17 protein-coding genes are annotated in these 16,887 nt (G+C 70.3%); 8 read left to right on the top strand and 9 right to left on the bottom strand.

The genetic code is table 11. From position 1 onward, the window contains the following. Nucleotides 1-17 precede the first annotated feature (17 nt). A complete protein-coding gene (locus tag ACIHIX_RS30300) occupies nucleotides 18-2,360 on the bottom strand; it encodes an immune inhibitor A domain-containing protein (protein ID WP_399961652.1) in 2,343 nt (780 codons plus the stop codon). A gap of 403 nt (nucleotides 2,361-2,763) precedes the next feature. Between ACIHIX_RS30300 and ACIHIX_RS30295 the strand changes: the two genes are divergently transcribed. After that, nucleotides 2,764-3,042 carry a hypothetical protein gene (locus ACIHIX_RS30295; RefSeq protein WP_399961651.1) on the top strand — a complete coding sequence of 93 codons (279 nt, stop codon included), beginning with the start codon at nucleotides 2,764-2,766 and terminating at the stop codon, nucleotides 3,040-3,042. 31 nt (nucleotides 3,043-3,073) lie between these two features. Here ACIHIX_RS30295 and ACIHIX_RS30290 read toward each other — a convergent pair whose 3' ends face one another. Together ACIHIX_RS30290 and ACIHIX_RS30285 are read right to left on the bottom strand one after the other, a co-directional pair. After that, complete coding sequence (locus ACIHIX_RS30290) at nucleotides 3,074-3,754, bottom strand: RDD family protein (protein ID WP_399961649.1); 681 nt, start codon at nucleotides 3,752-3,754, stop codon at nucleotides 3,074-3,076. A gap of 88 nt (nucleotides 3,755-3,842) precedes the next feature. Next, entirely contained in the window at nucleotides 3,843-5,642 is a 1,800-nt protein-coding gene (locus tag ACIHIX_RS30285) for an RDD family protein (protein WP_399961647.1), read from the bottom strand. A gap of 213 nt (nucleotides 5,643-5,855) precedes the next feature. On the opposite strand from ACIHIX_RS30285, the gene ACIHIX_RS30280 reads away from it, so the two are divergent. Then, a complete protein-coding gene (locus ACIHIX_RS30280; RefSeq protein ID WP_399961645.1) occupies nucleotides 5,856-6,269 on the top strand; it encodes an SsgA family sporulation/cell division regulator in 414 nt (137 codons plus the stop codon). A gap of 17 nt (nucleotides 6,270-6,286) precedes the next feature. Here the strand turns inward: ACIHIX_RS30280 and ACIHIX_RS30275 are convergent, their stop codons facing one another. Then, nucleotides 6,287-7,693: an FAD-binding oxidoreductase gene (locus ACIHIX_RS30275; protein WP_399961643.1), complete on the bottom strand. Its 1,407-nt coding sequence runs from the start codon at nucleotides 7,691-7,693 to the stop codon at nucleotides 6,287-6,289. Nucleotides 7,694-7,785: 92 nt separating this feature from the next. Between ACIHIX_RS30275 and ACIHIX_RS30270 the strand changes: the two genes are divergently transcribed. Beyond that, nucleotides 7,786-9,210 carry a tetratricopeptide repeat protein gene (locus tag ACIHIX_RS30270; protein WP_399961641.1) on the top strand — a complete coding sequence of 475 codons (1,425 nt, stop codon included), beginning with the start codon at nucleotides 7,786-7,788 and terminating at the stop codon, nucleotides 9,208-9,210. Here the strand turns inward: ACIHIX_RS30270 and nthA are convergent, their stop codons facing one another. The 5 genes from nthA to hppD form a co-directional block, all read right to left on the bottom strand. After that, nucleotides 9,211-9,792 carry a nitrile hydratase subunit alpha gene (gene nthA / locus ACIHIX_RS30265; protein WP_399961639.1) on the bottom strand — a complete coding sequence of 194 codons (582 nt, stop codon included), beginning with the start codon at nucleotides 9,790-9,792 and terminating at the stop codon, nucleotides 9,211-9,213. Beyond that, entirely contained in the window at nucleotides 9,782-10,084 is a 303-nt protein-coding gene (locus ACIHIX_RS30260) for an SH3-like domain-containing protein (RefSeq protein ID WP_399961637.1), read from the bottom strand. The genes nthA and ACIHIX_RS30260 overlap by 11 nt, the downstream gene beginning before the upstream one ends. After that, a complete protein-coding gene (locus tag ACIHIX_RS30255; protein WP_399961635.1) occupies nucleotides 10,077-10,358 on the bottom strand; it encodes a hypothetical protein in 282 nt (93 codons plus the stop codon). The genes ACIHIX_RS30260 and ACIHIX_RS30255 overlap by 8 nt, the downstream gene beginning before the upstream one ends. Before the next feature lie 37 nt (nucleotides 10,359-10,395). After that, the gene (locus ACIHIX_RS30250; RefSeq protein WP_399961633.1) at nucleotides 10,396-11,250 is read right to left on the bottom strand and encodes a Teichoic acid biosynthesis protein C (Precursor); all 855 of its coding nucleotides are present in this window, start codon (nucleotides 11,248-11,250) and stop codon (nucleotides 10,396-10,398) included. Nucleotides 11,251-11,404: 154 nt separating this feature from the next. Further along, the gene (gene hppD, locus ACIHIX_RS30245) at nucleotides 11,405-12,550 is read right to left on the bottom strand and encodes a 4-hydroxyphenylpyruvate dioxygenase (protein ID WP_399961631.1); all 1,146 of its coding nucleotides are present in this window, start codon (nucleotides 12,548-12,550) and stop codon (nucleotides 11,405-11,407) included. Between the two features lie 126 nt (nucleotides 12,551-12,676). On the opposite strand from hppD, the gene ACIHIX_RS30240 reads away from it, so the two are divergent. From ACIHIX_RS30240 to ACIHIX_RS30220, 5 genes are read left to right on the top strand one after another with little or no spacing between them, the layout of a single operon-like run. Continuing rightward, a complete protein-coding gene (locus ACIHIX_RS30240; protein ID WP_399961629.1) occupies nucleotides 12,677-13,156 on the top strand; it encodes an Lrp/AsnC family transcriptional regulator in 480 nt (159 codons plus the stop codon). A 20-nt stretch (nucleotides 13,157-13,176) separates the two neighbouring features. Continuing rightward, on the top strand, nucleotides 13,177-13,824 hold the full coding sequence (locus ACIHIX_RS30235) for an ABC transporter permease (RefSeq protein ID WP_399961627.1): 648 nt from the start codon (nucleotides 13,177-13,179) through the stop codon (nucleotides 13,822-13,824). Next, a complete protein-coding gene (locus tag ACIHIX_RS30230) occupies nucleotides 13,817-15,070 on the top strand; it encodes a betaine/proline/choline family ABC transporter ATP-binding protein (protein ID WP_399961625.1) in 1,254 nt (417 codons plus the stop codon). The genes ACIHIX_RS30235 and ACIHIX_RS30230 overlap by 8 nt, the downstream gene beginning before the upstream one ends. Then, on the top strand, nucleotides 15,067-15,921 hold the full coding sequence (locus tag ACIHIX_RS30225; RefSeq protein WP_399961623.1) for an ABC transporter permease: 855 nt from the start codon (nucleotides 15,067-15,069) through the stop codon (nucleotides 15,919-15,921). The genes ACIHIX_RS30230 and ACIHIX_RS30225 overlap by 4 nt, the downstream gene beginning before the upstream one ends. Then, nucleotides 15,918-16,880, top strand: a complete 963-nt coding sequence (locus ACIHIX_RS30220) for a glycine betaine ABC transporter substrate-binding protein (RefSeq protein WP_399961621.1) — start codon at nucleotides 15,918-15,920, stop codon at nucleotides 16,878-16,880. Before ACIHIX_RS30225 ends, ACIHIX_RS30220 begins: the two co-directional genes overlap by 4 nt. Nucleotides 16,881-16,887: the final 7 nt, after the last annotated feature.

Raw genomic sequence — 16,887 nt, 5'->3', positions numbered from 1 at the left:
ACCTGCGAAAATGCGAACTACTTCACCGCAGGGCCGACCTCGATGGAGATCGTGGAGCCGTTCTTGGCCTCCTTGACGATCTTGATCTTGGTGTTGGTGTCAGTGACCTGGACACCCGCGAACGGGGTGGCGGCGTCGTAGTACGTGCTGGTGTGGTCGTTGAAGACCGGCACGCCCTTCGACGACGGGATCCGCGTCGCGACGTCCGCGTTGTGCAGCGTGATGCCGTCCGTGCGGTAGAGGCTGAACGGCGAGTCGTAGGCCTGGACGCGGCTGCGCATCGCCGTGCCGTCGGACCACTTCAGGGCCTTCGGGTGCGAGTCGATCGGCAGGACGAGACCGGTGCCGGGGTGGGCGCTGGTGTTGTTGTCCGCCTGGGAGGTGTCCCACTTCCAGATCAACAGGCCGTTCTGGTACGGGTAGTGCTCGACCCAGCTCGGACGGGTCGTGGAGAAGCCGAAGTTGTACGGGCCGACCTTCAACGTCCTGTCGTACGACACGTACTGGCGGTTCTCCGCGATGTAGTACTGCGCGTAGTCCTTGCTGAAGGACCCGCCCACCCGGGAGAAGCCCTTCGCCGTCCAGGCCGCGTCCGCGCTCTCGGCGTCGTCCGCGAACAGGACGGTGCCGTCGGCGGTCACGGAGATCCGGTCGGCCGCGAAGCCCTTGCCGGCCACGCCGCCGTCCGACGAGTAGCGGAAGCGCACCTCGATCTTCTGGCCGGCGTAGGCGTCCAGCGGGAACGACAGCTTCTTGTACGTCTCCGAGGAACCGGTCAGCACGGGCTGGCCGCTGGCGTCACGCGGCAGGGCCACGCCGTCCGCGGTGCCGTCGATCGGCTTGAAGGTGGCGCCGGCGTCGGTGGAGACCTCGGCGTACACGTTGTCGTAGTCGGCCTCGGTGTCCCACCAGCCGTCCAGGGTCAGCGTCGCCGCCGACTTGCCGGTGAGGTCCACGGAACGGGCCAGCGTGTTGTTGAGGTTGTTGCCGCTGCCGCTCCACCACTGGGTGGCGCCCTGGGCCGGGGTCACGATCTCGGTGGTGACCGCCTTCTTGGGCAGTTCGACGACCAGACCCTGCTTGTTCTTGGTGTTGTACTCGGCGATGCCCAGCTTGTGCTTCGACCTGGTCGCGGCCTTCGCCACGCCGTAGTCGAGCCAGCCCAGCTGGAGCTTGTCCCAGGCGGTCATGTCGCCGGGCAGGTCACCGATGGTGTCCTTGCCGGTGCCGAGCCAGGAACCGGACGACATCAGGGTCCAGAAGCCGGTGGAGTTCTCGCCACCGCCGGACGTGTCGTAGTGGTCCGGGAGGCCCAGGTCGTGGCCGTACTCGTGGGCGAAGACACCGAGTCCGCCGTTCTCCGGCTGGATGGTGTAGTCGCCGACCCAGATGCCGGTGTCGCCGATCTGGGTGCCGCCGAGCAGGTTGCCCGACGGGCCGCTCGCGCCCGCGTCGGTGCCGAACGCGTACCAGCGGTGCGCCCAGATGGCGTCCTCGCCCTGCGCGCCGCCGCCCGCGGACTCGTCCTCACCGGCGTGCACGATCTGGAAGTGGTCGATGTAGCCGTCGGACTCGTTGAAGTCGCCGTCGCCGTCGAAGTCGTAGCGGTCCCACTGGTCGAACTCGGCGATGTCCGCCTTGATCTCGGCCTCGGTGCGCCCCGCCGCCTTCTGCTGGGCGACCCACGCCGTGACGCCGTCCTGGACCGCGTTCCAGGCGCAGGTGTCACAGGAGTTGGAGCCGTAACGGGCCTCGTTGTAGGGGACCTTGACCCAGTCGGTGACCTCGCCCTCGACCGAGTAGCGGCCCGAGGACTGCTTCTCGTAGTAGGTCTTCATCGACGCGGTGCCGTCGCCGAAGTAGAGGTCCTTGTAGTGGGCCGTGTTGTAGTCCGCCTGCCACGCCGTGGAGTTGTCCTGGGCGCGGTCGGGCTGGGCTATCTCGTTGTGGGCGGGGCCGGCCGTGCCGCCGTAACGGGGATCGGTCTGGTCGCCGAACTCGACGAGGATCGTGAAGATCTTGTCGGTGCGCTCCCGGCCCAGTTCGACGTACTTGCTGTCGCCCTTGCGGCTCTTGAGCGCGACGACCTTCGAGCCGTCCCGCTCCGTCACCTTGGCGTCGCCGGATATGACCTGCTTCAGCGCCTCTTCCCGCTGCGCCTCCTGGGTCTTGGAGAGCGGGCCGTCGAAGTCGTGCTCCTGTGCGGCCTTCGCCGGCTGAGGGTCGGTCCGGTTCGAGGCGGCCGACTGAGGCGCGGCGGTGCCGGCCTCGGCGACGGCGAACGTGGAGAACGTCGCGGTCGCGGCGGCCAATGCGACGGTGGTCGCCGCCGCTCTGAACGTCCAGGATCTACTGGTCACTTGAGGTCCTCCCCCGCGTTCGGGCGCGCGGAGGCAGGAGGGGTCCTGATCGTGGATGGTCCGCGCGCGCGTGATCAACGCGTGTAGTCAAGTGACGTCATTTGACTAGAGGTTCAGAAGAAAAGACAGACCTTGACCTGAACAGAACAAGTGCGCTATGCGGAGTTGACGTTCGCTTTACGAACACCTCGGGCGGTGGTCGACCGGCGCTCGACCGCGTCCACTTCGTGGACGGTATGAATCCGTGCGCCCCCCGTGCACCGGTACTGTTGGTTAGGTCACGCTTACTGTTCGTTCCGCTCGGGCATGCACGCGAATAGAGTCGACCGGCGGAACGTTCGAAATTCGGCGGAAAGCCAGGCCGACACCCCCGTGGACCCCCACTTCCGAGGACACGATTGCCATGCCTCGTCCGACTGCCGCACAGCTCGCCTACGGCTCGTTCACCGTGCTCTTCTCGACGCTCGCCATGCTGCTGCTGTCACAGACGAGTTCGGGGATCGGGATCGCCGTGATCGCCGTCGCGGCACTCGCGCTCGGGCTCCTCGTCGCCATGACGGTGCCGATGCCCAAGTCGCGGGTGATCGCGCTGCGGAAGCCCGCCGAGGTCGCCGCCGCGGCCCCGGTGACGGCCGAGGAGCCCGTGGCCGTCGTGGCCACGAGCTCCCAGAAGGCCGCCTGACCCTGGACCTGGACCCGCGTACGGTGGTGCGTCAGCCGGTGCTGACCACCACCGTCTTCGCCGCCTTGTCGTGCAGGCCCTGCTTGTAGGGCTTGTCGAAGAAGCTCCAGCCGCCCGAGATCGCGGTCCAGACACAGGCGCAGCAGAACGCGAACGGGATCCAGAGCACCAGGGAGCGGACCAGCGCGGTCTGCACGGAGGGCGTGGAGCCGTTGTCGAGGTTGGCCACCCGCATCTTCAGCCACTTCTTGCCGAGCGTCTGCCCCGACTTGGTGATCATGAAGGTGTCGTAGCCGATGTAGAGCAGGGCGGCGACCAGTGACTGCGCGAAGGACTTGCCGTACTCGACCTTGTCGGCGTTCACGTCATATTCGTTGACCCCGAAACCCCAGGTGAGCAGGGCGACGACGATCCCGACGAGAATGAGGTCGATGATGCGGGCGAGCGTGCGCCGACCGCTGTCGGCGAGCGGGGGCATCCCGGCCAGCGGGTCGGAGGGGTAGCCGCCGGCGCCGTAGCCGCCGGCGCCGTAGCCGCCACCGCCGTAGGGGTCACCGCCGCCGTAGGGGCTGCCGCCGTACGGGTCTCCCGCCTCCGGCGGGGGCTGACTGCCGTACGGCGAACCGGAGTCGCCCGACGGCGGCGGCTGCTTCCTGAACGGGTCGTCTTCCGGCGGCTGCTGACCGGAGCCGGGGGGCGGTTCGCTGCTCATGGCCCGAGTCGACCGCGAACCCCCCGGCTCCGCATCCGGCGAGCGGCCGTCCGGAGTACGCAATCGCCGCTCCGCCCGCGCTACGGGGCTATCCGGCTACGAACGTGTGGGCCGCCTTGTCGTGCCAGCACTGGCGCCACGGCTTGTCGAACAGGCCCCATACGACGCCCACGAGACCGATCACGAGCAGGCCGGGGACGCTGTAGACCAGCCAGCGGCGCAGGGCCGCGCCGAAGGACGGCGGCTCGCCGCCCTCGATGTCCCGCACCTCCAGACCGAGCAGCCGCTTGCCGAGGGTGCGGCCCCACTTGGCGGTGGGCAGCGCCTCGTAGAGGACGCCGAAGACGAGGAGGACGGCGAGGACGCCGCCGAGGTAGGTGGACGTCGTGCCGTCCAGCAGCCAGACGGTGACGGTCTCGCCGCTGAGCTTGGCCGCGTCGATCTTCTCGTCGACGTGGTCGAGCGCCCTGGTGCCGAGCGGTACCGCCGCCGCGGCGGTGACGCCGAGCAGCACGACCGTGTCCAGCAGCCGTGCCGCCAGCCGCTTGCCGAGGCCCGCGGGGCGGGCGGAGGCCTGACGCCGGGCGGCGGCCTGGAAGATGTCGTCGACCGGCGGCTTCCAGGGCACGACGGGCTGGTCCTCGCCGGACGCGCCCGCGAGCCGGTGCACCTGCTGCGCCCAGGAGGGCTGCCCACCACCGGGACCGCTCGTCATGGGGGTGGCACCGCCGGAGGCGGAGGCGGAGGCCGGGGTGGGCTGCTGCGGGACGGAGGGCGTGGCGGGGGCGGCGGCCGGGCCGGCCTGCTGGGGGCCGGAGAGAGCGGTGGGCGCGGCGGTGGCTTGAGCGGGGGCGCCGGTCTGGGCCTGCGCGGCCGCGGCTCGCTCGGCGGCGGCCTTGCCCGCGCCGAAGCCGGGGCCGCCGGTGCCCGCGGCGGCTGAGCCGGGAGCAACTGCGCCCGGGGTGCCGGAGGCCGGACCGCCCGGGGCGGATGGGCCGGTGAAGGCGGGGCCGCCGGTGCCCGCGGGGCCGGAGTGGCCCGGGCCGGTGGCGGACGGTGCGCCGAAGTTGCCCGCTGCCGCGTCGGCCGGGTGTGCGCCGCCCGTGCCCCCTCCCTGCGCCCCACCCTGCTGGGCCGTGCGCGGGGAGACGGCCCGGAAGGTCATGGTGCCCTCGTCACCCACGGGGCCACCGGGGGCGGGGACGCCGGGAGGAGCGGAGCCGGCCGGGCTCCCGGGAACGCCACCGCCCGCGGGGCCACCGGTACTTGGAGCGGAGGCTGCCGGGGCGCCGAAGGCCGGGCCGGACGAACCGGAGCCGGCGGCGCCGGGCGGGCCGAAGGCGGGGCCACCGGACGCACCCGCGCCCGCGCCGCCCGGCCCAGCGGCCCCCTGACCCGCGCCACCCGGCTGTCCCGTCGTGGGCCTGCGGAAGACGAACGTGTTGCCCGACGGGACGTCACCGGCGCCCTGGGTGGGCGGGATCGTGGCCGTGCCGTCCGTGCTGGCGGTCTCGGAGGGGACGCGGGGGTCCGTGCCGGCCGCCGCTCCCCAGGAGACACGGCGGTCCTGGTCGCCGCCGAACCCGGACTGCTGACCCCGGTCCGCACCCCACGCGGACGCGGGCTCGGGACGGCTGCCGTGCTGGGCGTCCGCCGGGGACGGGTCCTCGTCGAAGAAGTGCGGGCCCGTCTCCTCCACCGACGGCACCGCGGCGGCCGTACCCGAACCCGGGGGCGCCGGCGGGGCGCCGTCCGACGGGGCCGGGCGACTCGTGCCCGGTACCCAGGCGGCACCGTTCCAGTAGCGGACGTAGCCGGGGATGGACGGGTCCGGGTAATAGCCCTCGCGGGGCCTGTCGTCACCGGGGGCCGGGGTTGGGGCGCTCATGTCCGTCGTCCCGTATCTGCTCGGGGGTGAATATGGGGGGCTCCACATCTATCAGACCCGCGCAACCCCCCACCGCCAGTCCCACCGGACCCACACGTTCGAGACGTCCGGAAAAAAAGTTTCCCGAACCCGCGTAATGCTCGCGGGCCCACCCCGCTCTCCACTTCTGCGGGCCCACCACAGGGCGCGCGCGAGCGGAGAGGACCGTACGACATGCACTACACCGTGGTGGAACGCGAACTGGAGCTCAAGCTCATCCTGTCGCCGGAGCGCAGCATCCCGGTCCCGGCCCGGCTGAGCTACCGCACCGACGACCCCTATGCCGTCCACGTCACCTTCCACATCAACTCCGCGCACCCGGTGAACTGGACGTTCTCCCGGGACCTGCTGGTGGAGGGGGTGTTCCGGCCGTGCGGGCACGGCGATGTGCGGGTGTGGCCGACGAAGTCGGAGGGGCGCAGCGTCGTTCTGATGGCGCTGAGTTCACCCGACGGAGACGCCCTCCTCCAGGCGCCGTCCGCCCAGGTGTCCGCCTGGCTGGAGCGGACGCTGCGGGTGGTGCCCCCGGGGACTGAGGGCGAGCAGCTGGGGATCGACGACGCGCTCGACCAGTTGCTCGCCCAGTGAGGCGAGCCGGAAAGGGATCAGAAGAGCTTGCCCGGGTTCAGGAGGCCCAGGGGATCGAAGACCTGCTTGATCTGCCGTTGCAGTTCCACCCCGACGGGGCCGATCTCGCGCGCCAGCCACTCCTTCTTCAGGACACCCACGCCGTGCTCGCCGGTGATCGTGCCGCCGAGTTCCAGGCCGAGGGCCATGATCTCGTCGAAGGACTCGCGGGCGCGCCGGGACTCGTCGGGGTCGGCGGCGTCGAAGCAGACGGTGGGGTGGGTGTTGCCGTCGCCGGCATGGGCGACGACGCCGATGGTGAGCTGGTGCTTGTCGGCGATCCGCTCGACGCCCTCGATCAGGTCGCCGAGCCTCGACCGGGGTACGCACACGTCGTCGATCATCGTCACGCCACGCACCGCCTCCAGCGCGGTCAGCGAGAGCCGCCGGGCGTGCAGGAGGAGCTCGGACTCGGCGGCGTCGTCGGCGGGGACGACCTGGGTGGCGCCGGCGGTCTCGCACAGGGCGCCGACGGCGGCGAGGTCGGCGGCGGGGTCCGGGGTGTCGAAGGCGGCGAGCAGCAGGGCCTCGGTGGTCTCCGGGAGCCCCATGCCGGCGATGGCGTTGACGGCCTTGACGGTCGTCCGGTCCATCAGTTCGAGGAGGGAGGGGACGTGGCCGCCCTCCATGATCCGGCACACGGCTTCGCAGGCCGCGGCGGCCGACGCGAACTCGGCGGCCAGCACCAGCTGCTGCGGCGGCTGCGGGCGCAGGGCGAGGGTGGCCTTGACGACGATGCCGAGCGAGCCCTCGGAGCCGACGAAGAGGCGGGTGAGGTCGTATCCGGCGACGCCCTTGGCGGTGCGCCTGCCGGTGGACAGCAGACGGCCGTCGGCGAGGACGACGTCGAGTCCGAGGACGTACTCGGCCGTCACCCCGTACTTCACGCAGCACAGGCCGCCCGAGGCGGTGCCGATGTTGCCGCCGATGGTGCACATCTCCCAGCTGGAGGGGTCCGGCGGGTAGTAGAGGCCGTGTTCGTTGACCGCGCGGGAGAGGGTGGCGTTGATGACGCCCGGTTCGACGACGGCGATGCGGTCGACCGGGTTGATCTCCAGGATGCGGTCCATCTTCGTCAGGGACAGCACGATGCAGTCGTCGGTGGCGTTGGCGCCGCCGGACAGGCCGGTGCGGGCGCCCTGCGGGACGACCGGGACGCGCAGTTCCGTGGCGACGCGCATGACGTGCTGGACCTGTTCGACGGTCCGCGGCAGGACGACGACGGCGGGGGCGCCGGCCGGGCAGAAGCTGGCCATGTCGTTGGCGTAGGAGGCCGTGACGTCGGGGTCGGTCAGGACGGCCTCGGCGGGCAGACCGGCCAGCAGCCGGTCGACCAGGTTGCCTGTCTCCTCGTCGCGGGGCGCTTCGATACGGCTCATGATCACAGCGTCGCACCCGGGGCCATCGGTGTGAACCCCGTCCGCGCAGGCCTTCGCATACGGGGGTGTGGTCGTCGTATTGACGCACAGTGAGCGCCATGGAGAACCAAGACGAGGCCTCTCACGAGGGTCGCGCCGGTCGGCGGGCCCTGATCGCCGCCCTCACCGGGTGTCTGGTGCTCGGCGGGACGCTGATGGTGCTGCCCTGGCAGTCCCCCGCCACACGGGCGCCCGCACCGCCGGCGGCGGGTGCGCAGGCGTTGACGGCGGTGTCGGCGGGGGTGCCGGCCGCGCTGCCGGATCTCGCGGCGCTGATCGGTGAGCGGGAGACGCATCTGCGGAGGAACCCGCGGGACGCCGAGTCGTGGGCGGTGCTCGGGGCGGCGTACGTGGAGCAGGGGCGGCGGACGGCGGAGGCCGCGTACTACCCGAAGGCCGACCGGGCGCTGCGGACCTCGCTGAAGGTCGAGAAGAGCGCCGCCGCCCTCGACGGGATGGCCGCGCTGGCGAACGCGCGGCGGGACTTCCGGGCGGCGCGGACGTGGGCCGAGGCCGCGCAGAAGCTGGACGCGAAGCGCTGGACGACATATCCGCTGCTGATCGACGCCTGTACCGGCCTCGGTGACTGGAAGGCGGCCGGGCGGGCCCTGGAGCGGTTGCAGAAGCTGCGGTCGGGGCCGGACGTGCTGGCGCGGGCCGGGGCCGTCTACCGGGACCGCGGCTGGCGCGAGGACGCGATGGCGCAGCTCTCCGACGCGGCGGCGGGCGCACAGGCGCCGGCCGAGCGGGCTGCGTATCTGGAACGGGTGGGGCAGCTGGCCTGGGAGCGCGGGGAGCGGGAGGTCGCGCTGCGGAACTTCCAGGAGGCGGTGCGGACCGACCCGGACCAGCGGGCCGCGCAGGCCGGGCAGGCGCGGGCGCTGGCCGCGCTGGGCCGGACCTCGGAGGCGCTGAGCGCGTACCAGGTGGCGCTCACCCACCAGCCGGACCCGCAATACGCCTTGGAGCTGGGCGAGTTGTACGAGTCGCTGGGGCTGCGGCAGGCGGCGCAGGTGCAGTACGACCTGCTGCGGGCGCGGGTGCGGGGCGCTGCCGCGGGCGGGGCCGACCAGGAGCTGGTGCTCGGTGTGTTCGAGGCCGACCACGGTGATCCCACCTCGGCGGTAGGGCGGTTGCGGGCGGAGTGGCGGCGCCAGCCAGGCATCGCGGTGGCCGACGCGCTGGGGTGGGCGCTGCACCGGGCCGGGGAGGACGAGGAGGCGCTGCGGTACGCGGTGCGGGCGACGGACAAGGTGCACGGGGGTGGCGTACGCAGTGCGCTGTACGCCTATCACCGGGGCATGATCGAGCGGGAGTTGGAGAAGTTCGCCCCCGCGCGGCGGCATCTCCAGGAGGCGCTGCGCATCAACCCGTACTTCTCCCCGCTCCAGGTGCCCGTCGCCCGGGAGGCGTTGACGGCGCTCGGGTCGGAGCCGCCGGTCGAGGACGTGCCGGTGATGGACGCGAAGGCGGGGAAACGGTGATCAGACGGCGGCCGTTCCGATGAGCGCGTTGCGGGTGACGAGTGCCGTGAGCTCCTCCTCCCCGAGGTCCTCGGTCCCGTCCGGCCTGCGCGGCAGGACCAGGTAGCGGGTCTCGGCGCTGGAGTCCCACACCGTGATGTCGACGGTGTCGGGCAGCTCCAGTCCGAACTCCCGCAGCACGGAGCGGGGTTCACGCACCACGCGGGAGCGGTACGCCTCCGACTTGTACCAGCTGGGGGACGGGCCGAGGAGGCGGAGCGGGTAGCAGGAGCAGAGGGTGCAGACGATGACGTTGTGGGTCGTCGCGGTGTTCTCGACGACGCGCAGGCGCTGGTACGAGCCCTCCAGGTAGCCGAGTTCCCGCACCGCGGCGGTGCCGTCCGCGAGCAGCCGGGACCTGAAGGCGTCGTCGGTCCAGGCGCGGGCGACCACCCGGGCGCCGTTGGCCGGGGACGAGGACGCGAGGAAGGCGTCGATGGCCTCGTCCACCCGTTCCCCGGTGATCAGCCCCTTCTCCTCCAGCAGGGTCTCCAGCCGCCGCACCCGCCGGGCGGTCGTCGCGTCGGCGTGCTCACCTGTCACGGACTGTCTCCTCTTCGTACGACTCCAAGTAGCTTTCCCACAGGTCCAGTACGACGTGATGGTCGCCCTCGCCCCACAGGTCCCGGGCCGCGAAGCGGACCGCGTAGATCTGCTCGACCGGCGCGTCCCCGCGGCCCTGCGCGCTGAGGTCGGCCAGTTCCGCGGGTCCCTCGGGCTCGACGACCACACCGTGCTTGCCGCGGGCGTAGCGCGGCAGGCGGGTGTGGTGCGGCGGGTCGTGGGGGAAGGTGCGGACGCGGGTGCCGGGCGGGAAGCGGTCGCCGTCAGTCATCCAGCTCACCTGGTTCCAGGACGCCCTTGGCCTCCAGGAGGGAGACGATCGCGGTGAACCAGCGTTCGTAATACGAGGCCGCCAGGTACTCGGCGGGCGGCATCGACTCGATGGCGTCCCGGAACTCGTTGGTGTTGAACACCCCTTGGGCGCGCAGGGTGTTGAAGAGACCGACGACCCGGGCCTCCCAGTCCGCGTGGAAGGGTTCGGTGTCGTCGGCGGTGTCGATCGCGCCGAAGCCCTGGGTGCCGCCCACGTCGTTGATCCTCGCCATGGGGCCAGCCTACGGCCGTATCGCGGCCGCGGCTCGGCTACGACAGCGGCTTGGCGTACAGGGAGAACCTGCGGGCTCCGGCCGCGCCCGAGGCGAGGCCCAGGTAGAGGCCCTTCTTGGTCCTGTGGCGGACGGCGAGGCCCTCCGGCTCCCGGTAGGTGAGGGAGCGGCCGGCCACGGTGCGCATCCGCTGGACCAGCTCGCCGGTGGTCAGGTCGACGCAGGAGAGGTAGGCGTTGCCGGACTCGGCGGGCGGGTTGGTGTCGGGGTCGTAGGCGGTGCCGGCGAGTTGGTAGAGGTGGTCACCGTGCAGGGCGTACCCCTGGAAGGGGATCTTGGTGTCGGGGTGCGGGTCGGGCTGGGCGATGTCGGCGATCGGGTGGTCGTAGTTCCGGTTCACGAAGGCGTCGAGGTCCCAGACGCGGTACCGCGGCTTGCCCTTGCGGCGGTAGCGGACGGCTATGCGCTCGCTGGCCATGCAGACGGTGGGCTGGTTGTTGGTGGAACCCGGTATCGGCTTACGGGTCTTGACGTCCGCGACGGTCCGGGTGGCTCCGGCGGCGAACTGGAAGCGGGTGACGGCCTGGCCGTAACCGCCCTTCGCCTCGGCCTCGGTCCATATCCACACCTTGCCGTCGGCGGCGTTCTGCACGCCCATGCTGACGCCGTGCCCGAAGCCCTGGAGGTTCATGTGGCCGAGCAACGTGCCTTCGTGGTCCAGCTGGTTGAGGCAGAGGTTGCCGGCGCCGATGCCGCCGCGGCGTACCTGGAGGACGTAGAGGTGCTGGTGCACCTCGTCGAAGGCGAAGGACTGGAGGACCGTCCCCTCGTGCAGTGCCTTCTCCTTCAGCCGGCGCTTCGCCGATACGTCGAGGTCGATGCGGTCGGTCACGGTGGTGCTCCCGGGCTCCTGCGAACGCCCTGATGGCGCCCTCAGGTCCAGAGAGTGTCAACTTCCGTTCACCGGTTTCAAGGTTCTGCGAAAGCGCTTGTCGATTCACGCCACATTCACAGGTTTCCGCGACCGTCACGGATTCCCGCCGCTGTCACAGATTCCCGCGGCGCGCCTGCTCCCGCTCGATCGCCTCGAAGAGGGCCTTGAAGTTGCCCTTGCCGAAGCCCATCGAGCCGTGCCGCTCGATGATCTCGAAGAACACGGTCGGCCGGTCCTGGACCGGCTTGGTGAAGATCTGCAGCAGATAACCGTCCTCGTCGCGGTCGGCGAGGATCCTCAGTTCGCGCAGGGTCCCGACGGGGACCCTGGTGTCGCCGGCCCACTCGCCGAGGGTGTCGTAGTACGAGTCCGGGGTGTCGAGGAACTGCACTCCGGCCGCCCGCATGGTCCGTACGGTCTCGACGATGTCACCGGTGTTCAGCGCGATGTGCTGGACGCCCGCGCCGCCGTAGAACTCCAGGTACTCGTCGATCTGGGACTTCTTCCTGGCGATGGCGGGCTCGTTGATCGGGAACTTGATCTTGAGGGTGCCGTCGGCGACGACCTTGGACATCAGCGCGCTGTACTCGGTGGCGATGTCGTCGCCCACGAACTCCTTCATGTTCGTGAAGGCCATGACCTTGTTGTAGAAGCCGACCCATTCGTCCATCCGGCCGAGCTCGACGTTGCCGACGCAGTGGTCGATGGCCTGGAAGGTGCGGTGGGCGGGCGGCTCGACGATCGGGGACGCGGGGACGAAGCCGGGGAGATAGGGGCCTTCGTAGTCCGTGCGCTCGACGAGGGTGTGGCGGGTCTCGCCGTACGTGGCGATCGCGGCCAGGACGACGGTGCCGTGCTCGTCCTTCAGCTCGTAGGGCTCGGTGACGCTCGTCGCGCCGTGCTCGGTCGCGTAGGCGTACGCGCGGCGGGCGTCCGGGACCTCGATGGCGAGGTCGACGACGCCGTCGCCGTGCTCGGCCACATGCCGGGCCAGGAAGTGGCCCCAGGTGGTGGCGGGCTTGATGACGGAGGTGAACACGAAGCGGGCGGAGCCGTTCTCCAGGACGTAGCTCGCGGTCTCGCGGCTGCCGTTCTCCGGCCCGGAGTAGGCCACCAGCCGCATACCGAAGGCGGTCGAGTAGTAGTGCGCCGCCTGCCTGGCGTTGCCCACGGCGAAGACGACCGCGTCCATTCCCTCGACCGGGAAGGGGTCGGCCCGCCGGGCGGTGTCAGGGGTCCCCTGTGTGGTCCGCGTCATACAAGCAGCCTTCTCCGGCTCGGCAAGATGCGCAATGGTTCTGCTTATGAGCGGACAATATGCTCAGCAGCAGGCCGGTATGCGCCGGTTCTCTGTACAGGATGGCCACCGGGAAGGGTGACGCTCGTGGGGATCGACGGGCTGGACGGACGGATCATCGTGCTGCTGGCGCGGGAGCCGCGGATCGGGGTGCTGGAGATGTCCCGGCGGCTGGGGGTGGCCCGGGGCACGGTGCAGGCGCGGCTCGACCGGCTTCAGTCGAATGGCGTCATCCGCGGATTCGGTCCCGAGGTGGACCCGGCGGCCCTCGGCTACCCGGTGACCGCGTTCGCCACGCTCCAGATCCGGCAGGGGCAAGGCCCGGACGTACGGGCCCACTTGGCGACCGTGCCGGAGGTGCTGGAACTCCACACGACCACGGGGTCCGGGGACATGCTGTGCCGCCTGGTGGCCCGCTCCAACGCGGATCTTCAACGGGTGATCGACCGGGTTGTCGGTTTCGATGGGATCGTCCGGGCCGCCACGGCGATCGTGATGGAGAACCCCGTTCCGCTGCGGATCATCCCGCTGGTGGAACAGGCGGCGGAAAGCGAGGACAGGACCTAGCTGCCATGGAGTGAGGGCGTGTGAGCTTCTGGGAGTACCTCGGCAATCGCCATCAGCAGCTGCTCACCGACGCCTACCAGCACGCCAGTGCCGTCTTCCAGTGCATGGTCGTGGCGACGCTGATCGGGGTGTTGATCGGGGTCGTCACCTATCGCAGCGAGTGGGCCGGGAACCTCGCGACCATCACCACCTCGGCCCTTCTGACCATCCCGTCGCTGGCCATGATCGGTCTGCTCATCCCGCTCGTCGGTCTCGGTGTGCCGCCCACGGTGATCGCGCTGACCCTGTACGGGCTGCTGCCGATCGTGCGCAACGCGATCGTCGGGCTGCGCGGGGTCGACCCCGCGCTGGTGGACGCGGCCAAGGGCATCGGGATGTCCCGGCTGATGCGGCTCGCGCGGGTCGAGCTACCGCTGGCCTGGCCGCCGATCCTGACCGGCATCCGGGTCTCCACGCAGATGCTGATGGGCATCGCGGCCATCGCCGCCTACGCCTCCGGGCCCGGCCTCGGCAACGAGATCTTCCGCGGGATCGCCTCCCTGGGCAGCAAGAACGCGCTCAACCAGGTGCTCGCGGGCACCCTCGGGATCATCGTCCTGGCCCTGCTGTTCGACGCCGCGTACGTCCTGATCGGACGGCTGACCATTCCCAGGGGGATCCGTGTCTGAGACGTCCGCATCCACGTCGGCCGCCTCCGGCGCCGCCATCGAGCTGGAGAACCTGACCAAGCGGTACCCCGGCAATCCGCAGCCCTCCGTCGACAACGTCAACATGGAGATCAAGGCGGGCGAGATCGTCATCTTCGTCGGCCCGTCCGGCTGCGGTAAGTCGACGACGCTCAAGATGATCAACAGGCTGATCGAGCCGACCGGCGGCCGGATCCGCATCGGCGGCGAGGACGTCACCGACATCGACCCGGTCAAGCTCCGCCGCAAGGTCGGCTACGCGATCCAGTCGGCCGGACTGTTCCCGCACATGACGGTCGCGCAGAACATCGCGCTGGTGCCGAAGATGATCGGCTGGGGCAAGGGCCGGATCAGCAACCGGGTCGAGGAACTGCTCGACCTGGTCGGACTGGACCCCGGCGAGTTCCACGGCCGCTATCCACGCCAGCTCTCCGGCGGCCAGCAACAACGCGTGGGCGTGGCCCGGGCGTTGGCGGCCGATCCCCCGGTCCTCCTGATGGACGAGCCGTTCGGCGCGGTCGACCCGATCACCCGGGACCATCTCCAGGACGAGCTGATCAGGCTCCAGCACGAGCTGCACAAGACGATCGTGTTCGTCACCCATGACTTCGACGAGGCGATCAAACTGGGCGACCGGATCGCCGTGCTGCGCGAACGCTCGCACATCGCGCAGTTCGACACCCCGGAGGCGATCCTCACCAATCCGGCGGACGACTTCGTGTCGGGGTTCGTCGGCGCGGGCGCGGCACTCAAACGCCTGAACCTGACCCGGGTACGGGATGTGGAGATCACCGACTACCCCACGGTGACCGTCGACGACCCGCTCCAGGAGTTCTTCAACCTGCTCCGGGGCAGCGGCACGAACGAGATCCTGCTCCTCGACAAACGCGGCCGCCCCTACAAGTGGCTGCGCCGCGGCGACCTGATGCGGGCGAAGGGTTCGCTGGCGCGGGCCGGGACGCTGGTCCACGACACGGTCACCCGGGACGCGACCCTGCGGGACGCGCTGGAGGCCGTGCTCACGGACAACGCGGGGCGGGTGGCGGTGACCGGGCGGCGCGGTGAGTACACGGGTGTGGTCGACATGGAGACGCTGATGAACTCCGTGCACGAACTGCTGGAGGCGGACCGGCTGGAGGCCATGGAGCACCAGCACGCACTGGAGGAGGCCAGGGCCGCCCAGACCCACGCCGAACAGGAGGGCGACGGAGGGGAGAAGAAGGCGTGAGCGGCTCCCCGGTACAGCAGCGGCCCGACGGCGAGCACGACGTCAAGGGCCTCGCCTTCCGCGACGAGGGCGAGGCCGAGCAGGAGGCACCCCCGCCGCCCGCGACGACGGCCCGCCGCATCACCTGGCAGAAGCTGACCTTCCTGCCCGCCGTCCTGGTGGCGATCCTGCTGGCGACCTGGCTGTGGTTCCAGCAGGCGGACCTGGACCCGATCTCCGAGAACGCGCTGTCGAACGGGCAGGTGTCCAAGGCTCTTTGGCAGCATGTGAAGCTGACGGTGATCTCCACCTTCTTCGTGCTGATCATCGCGATCCCCCTGGGCATCCTGCTGACCCGCCGGATGTTCCGCCCGGCCGCCCCGGTGGCGATGACGATCGCCAACATGGGCCAGGCGACCCCGGCGATCGGTCTTCTCGCCCTGCTGGTCATCTGGCTGGGCACGGGCACCAAGGCGGCGCTGATCGGCATCATCATCTACGCCGTCCTCCCGGTCCTGTCGAACACCATCGCCGGCCTGAAGGCGAACGACCCGACGCTGCTGGAGGCGGCGCGGGGAATCGGCATGTCTCCCCTGGGCGTGCTGAGGCGGGTGGAGTTGCCGCTCGCGGTCCCGCTGATCCTGGCGGGTGTCCGAACCGCCCTGGTCCTGAACGTCGGTACGGCGACGCTGGCGACGTTCGGCGGGGGCGGCGGCCTCGGCGTCCTGATCACGACCGGCATCACCAACCAGCGCATGCCGGTGCTGATGCTGGGCTCGATCCTCACGGTCGCGCTGGCCCTGCTGGTGGACTGGCTGGCCTCGCTGGCGGAACTGGTGCTGCGGCCAAGAGGGTTGGAGGTACGGCGATGAAGCGCGCGTGCCTGGTGACGGCGGGGCTGCTGGTGCTGGCCTCGGCCTGCGGTCTGACCAGCGGCTCCCCCATGGTCGACGATGTGAAGCCGGGCTCGATCGGCGGCGGTCAGCCACTGAAGGGCGCGAGCCTGACGGTCACGTCGAAGGAGTTCACGGAACAACTGATCCTGGGCGCGATCATGGGGATCGCGTTCGAGGCGGCGGGCGCGGACGTACTGGACCGCACCGGCATCCAGGGGTCCATCGGGGCGCGGGAAGCGGTCAAGTCCGGTGACGCGGACGGGATGTACGAGTACACGGGCACGGCCTGGATCACGTACCAGGGCAACAGCGAACCGATCGCCGACCCGCGGGCGCAGTGGGAGGCGGTCCGCAAGGCCGACCTGAAGAACGGCCTGACATGGCTGCCTCCAGCGGCGCTGAACAACACCTACGCGCTGGCGATGAACGCGGCCAACTTCGAGAAGTACGGCACGAGGACGCTGTCGGAGGTCGCCGCGCTCTCGAAGTCCGACCCCGGTGCGGTGACGCTGTGCGTGGAGAGCGAGTTCGCCAACCGCGCGGACGGGTTGCCGGGCATGGAGAAGGCGTACGGCATGAGTGTCCCCGCGAAGAACATCACGCAGATGGACACCGGGATCATCTACACCCAGGTGAAGAAGGGAAGTTGCACCTACGGCGAGGTCTTCACGACCGACGGCCGCATCAGGTCCATGAACCTCAAGGTCATGCAGGACGACAAGAAGTTCTTCCCCAACTACAACGCCGCCCCCGTGATCAACTCCAAGGCCCTGAAGAAGTGGCCGGCGATCGAGAGGATCCTCGACCCGGTCACGAAGAGGCTGAACAACACGGTGGCGCAGGAACTGAACGCCAAGGTCGACGTGGACGGAGAGGATCCGCACCAGGTGGCGCTGGACTGGATGAAGGCGGAGGGCTTCGTGAAGGAGGGCTGACGCGACC

The organism is Streptomyces sp. NPDC051913 (assembly GCF_044593635.1).
GTDB lineage: Bacteria > Actinomycetota > Actinomycetes > Streptomycetales > Streptomycetaceae > Streptomyces.
This window is presented reverse-complemented; position numbering and strand designations above follow the sequence as displayed.

What these genes read in the sequence shown, in the direction of transcription:
- ACIHIX_RS30295 (WP_399961651.1), top strand. Translation starts at nt 2,764, where the DNA reads ATGCCTCGTCCGACTGCCGCACAGCTCGCCTACGGCTCGTTCACCGTG.
- ACIHIX_RS30290 (WP_399961649.1), bottom strand. Translation starts at nt 3,754, where the DNA reads ATGAGCAGCGAACCGCCCCCCGGCTCCGGTCAGCAGCCGCCGGAAGAC.
- ACIHIX_RS30285 (WP_399961647.1), bottom strand. Translation starts at nt 5,642, where the DNA reads ATGAGCGCCCCAACCCCGGCCCCCGGTGACGACAGGCCCCGCGAGGGC.
- ACIHIX_RS30280 (WP_399961645.1), top strand. Translation starts at nt 5,856, where the DNA reads ATGCACTACACCGTGGTGGAACGCGAACTGGAGCTCAAGCTCATCCTG.
- ACIHIX_RS30270 (WP_399961641.1), top strand. Translation starts at nt 7,786, where the DNA reads ATGGAGAACCAAGACGAGGCCTCTCACGAGGGTCGCGCCGGTCGGCGG.
- ACIHIX_RS30260 (WP_399961637.1), bottom strand. Translation starts at nt 10,084, where the DNA reads ATGACTGACGGCGACCGCTTCCCGCCCGGCACCCGCGTCCGCACCTTC.
- ACIHIX_RS30255 (WP_399961635.1), bottom strand. Translation starts at nt 10,358, where the DNA reads ATGGCGAGGATCAACGACGTGGGCGGCACCCAGGGCTTCGGCGCGATC.
- hppD (WP_399961631.1), bottom strand. Translation starts at nt 12,550, where the DNA reads ATGACGCGGACCACACAGGGGACCCCTGACACCGCCCGGCGGGCCGAC.
- ACIHIX_RS30220 (WP_399961621.1), top strand. Translation starts at nt 15,918, where the DNA reads ATGAAGCGCGCGTGCCTGGTGACGGCGGGGCTGCTGGTGCTGGCCTCG.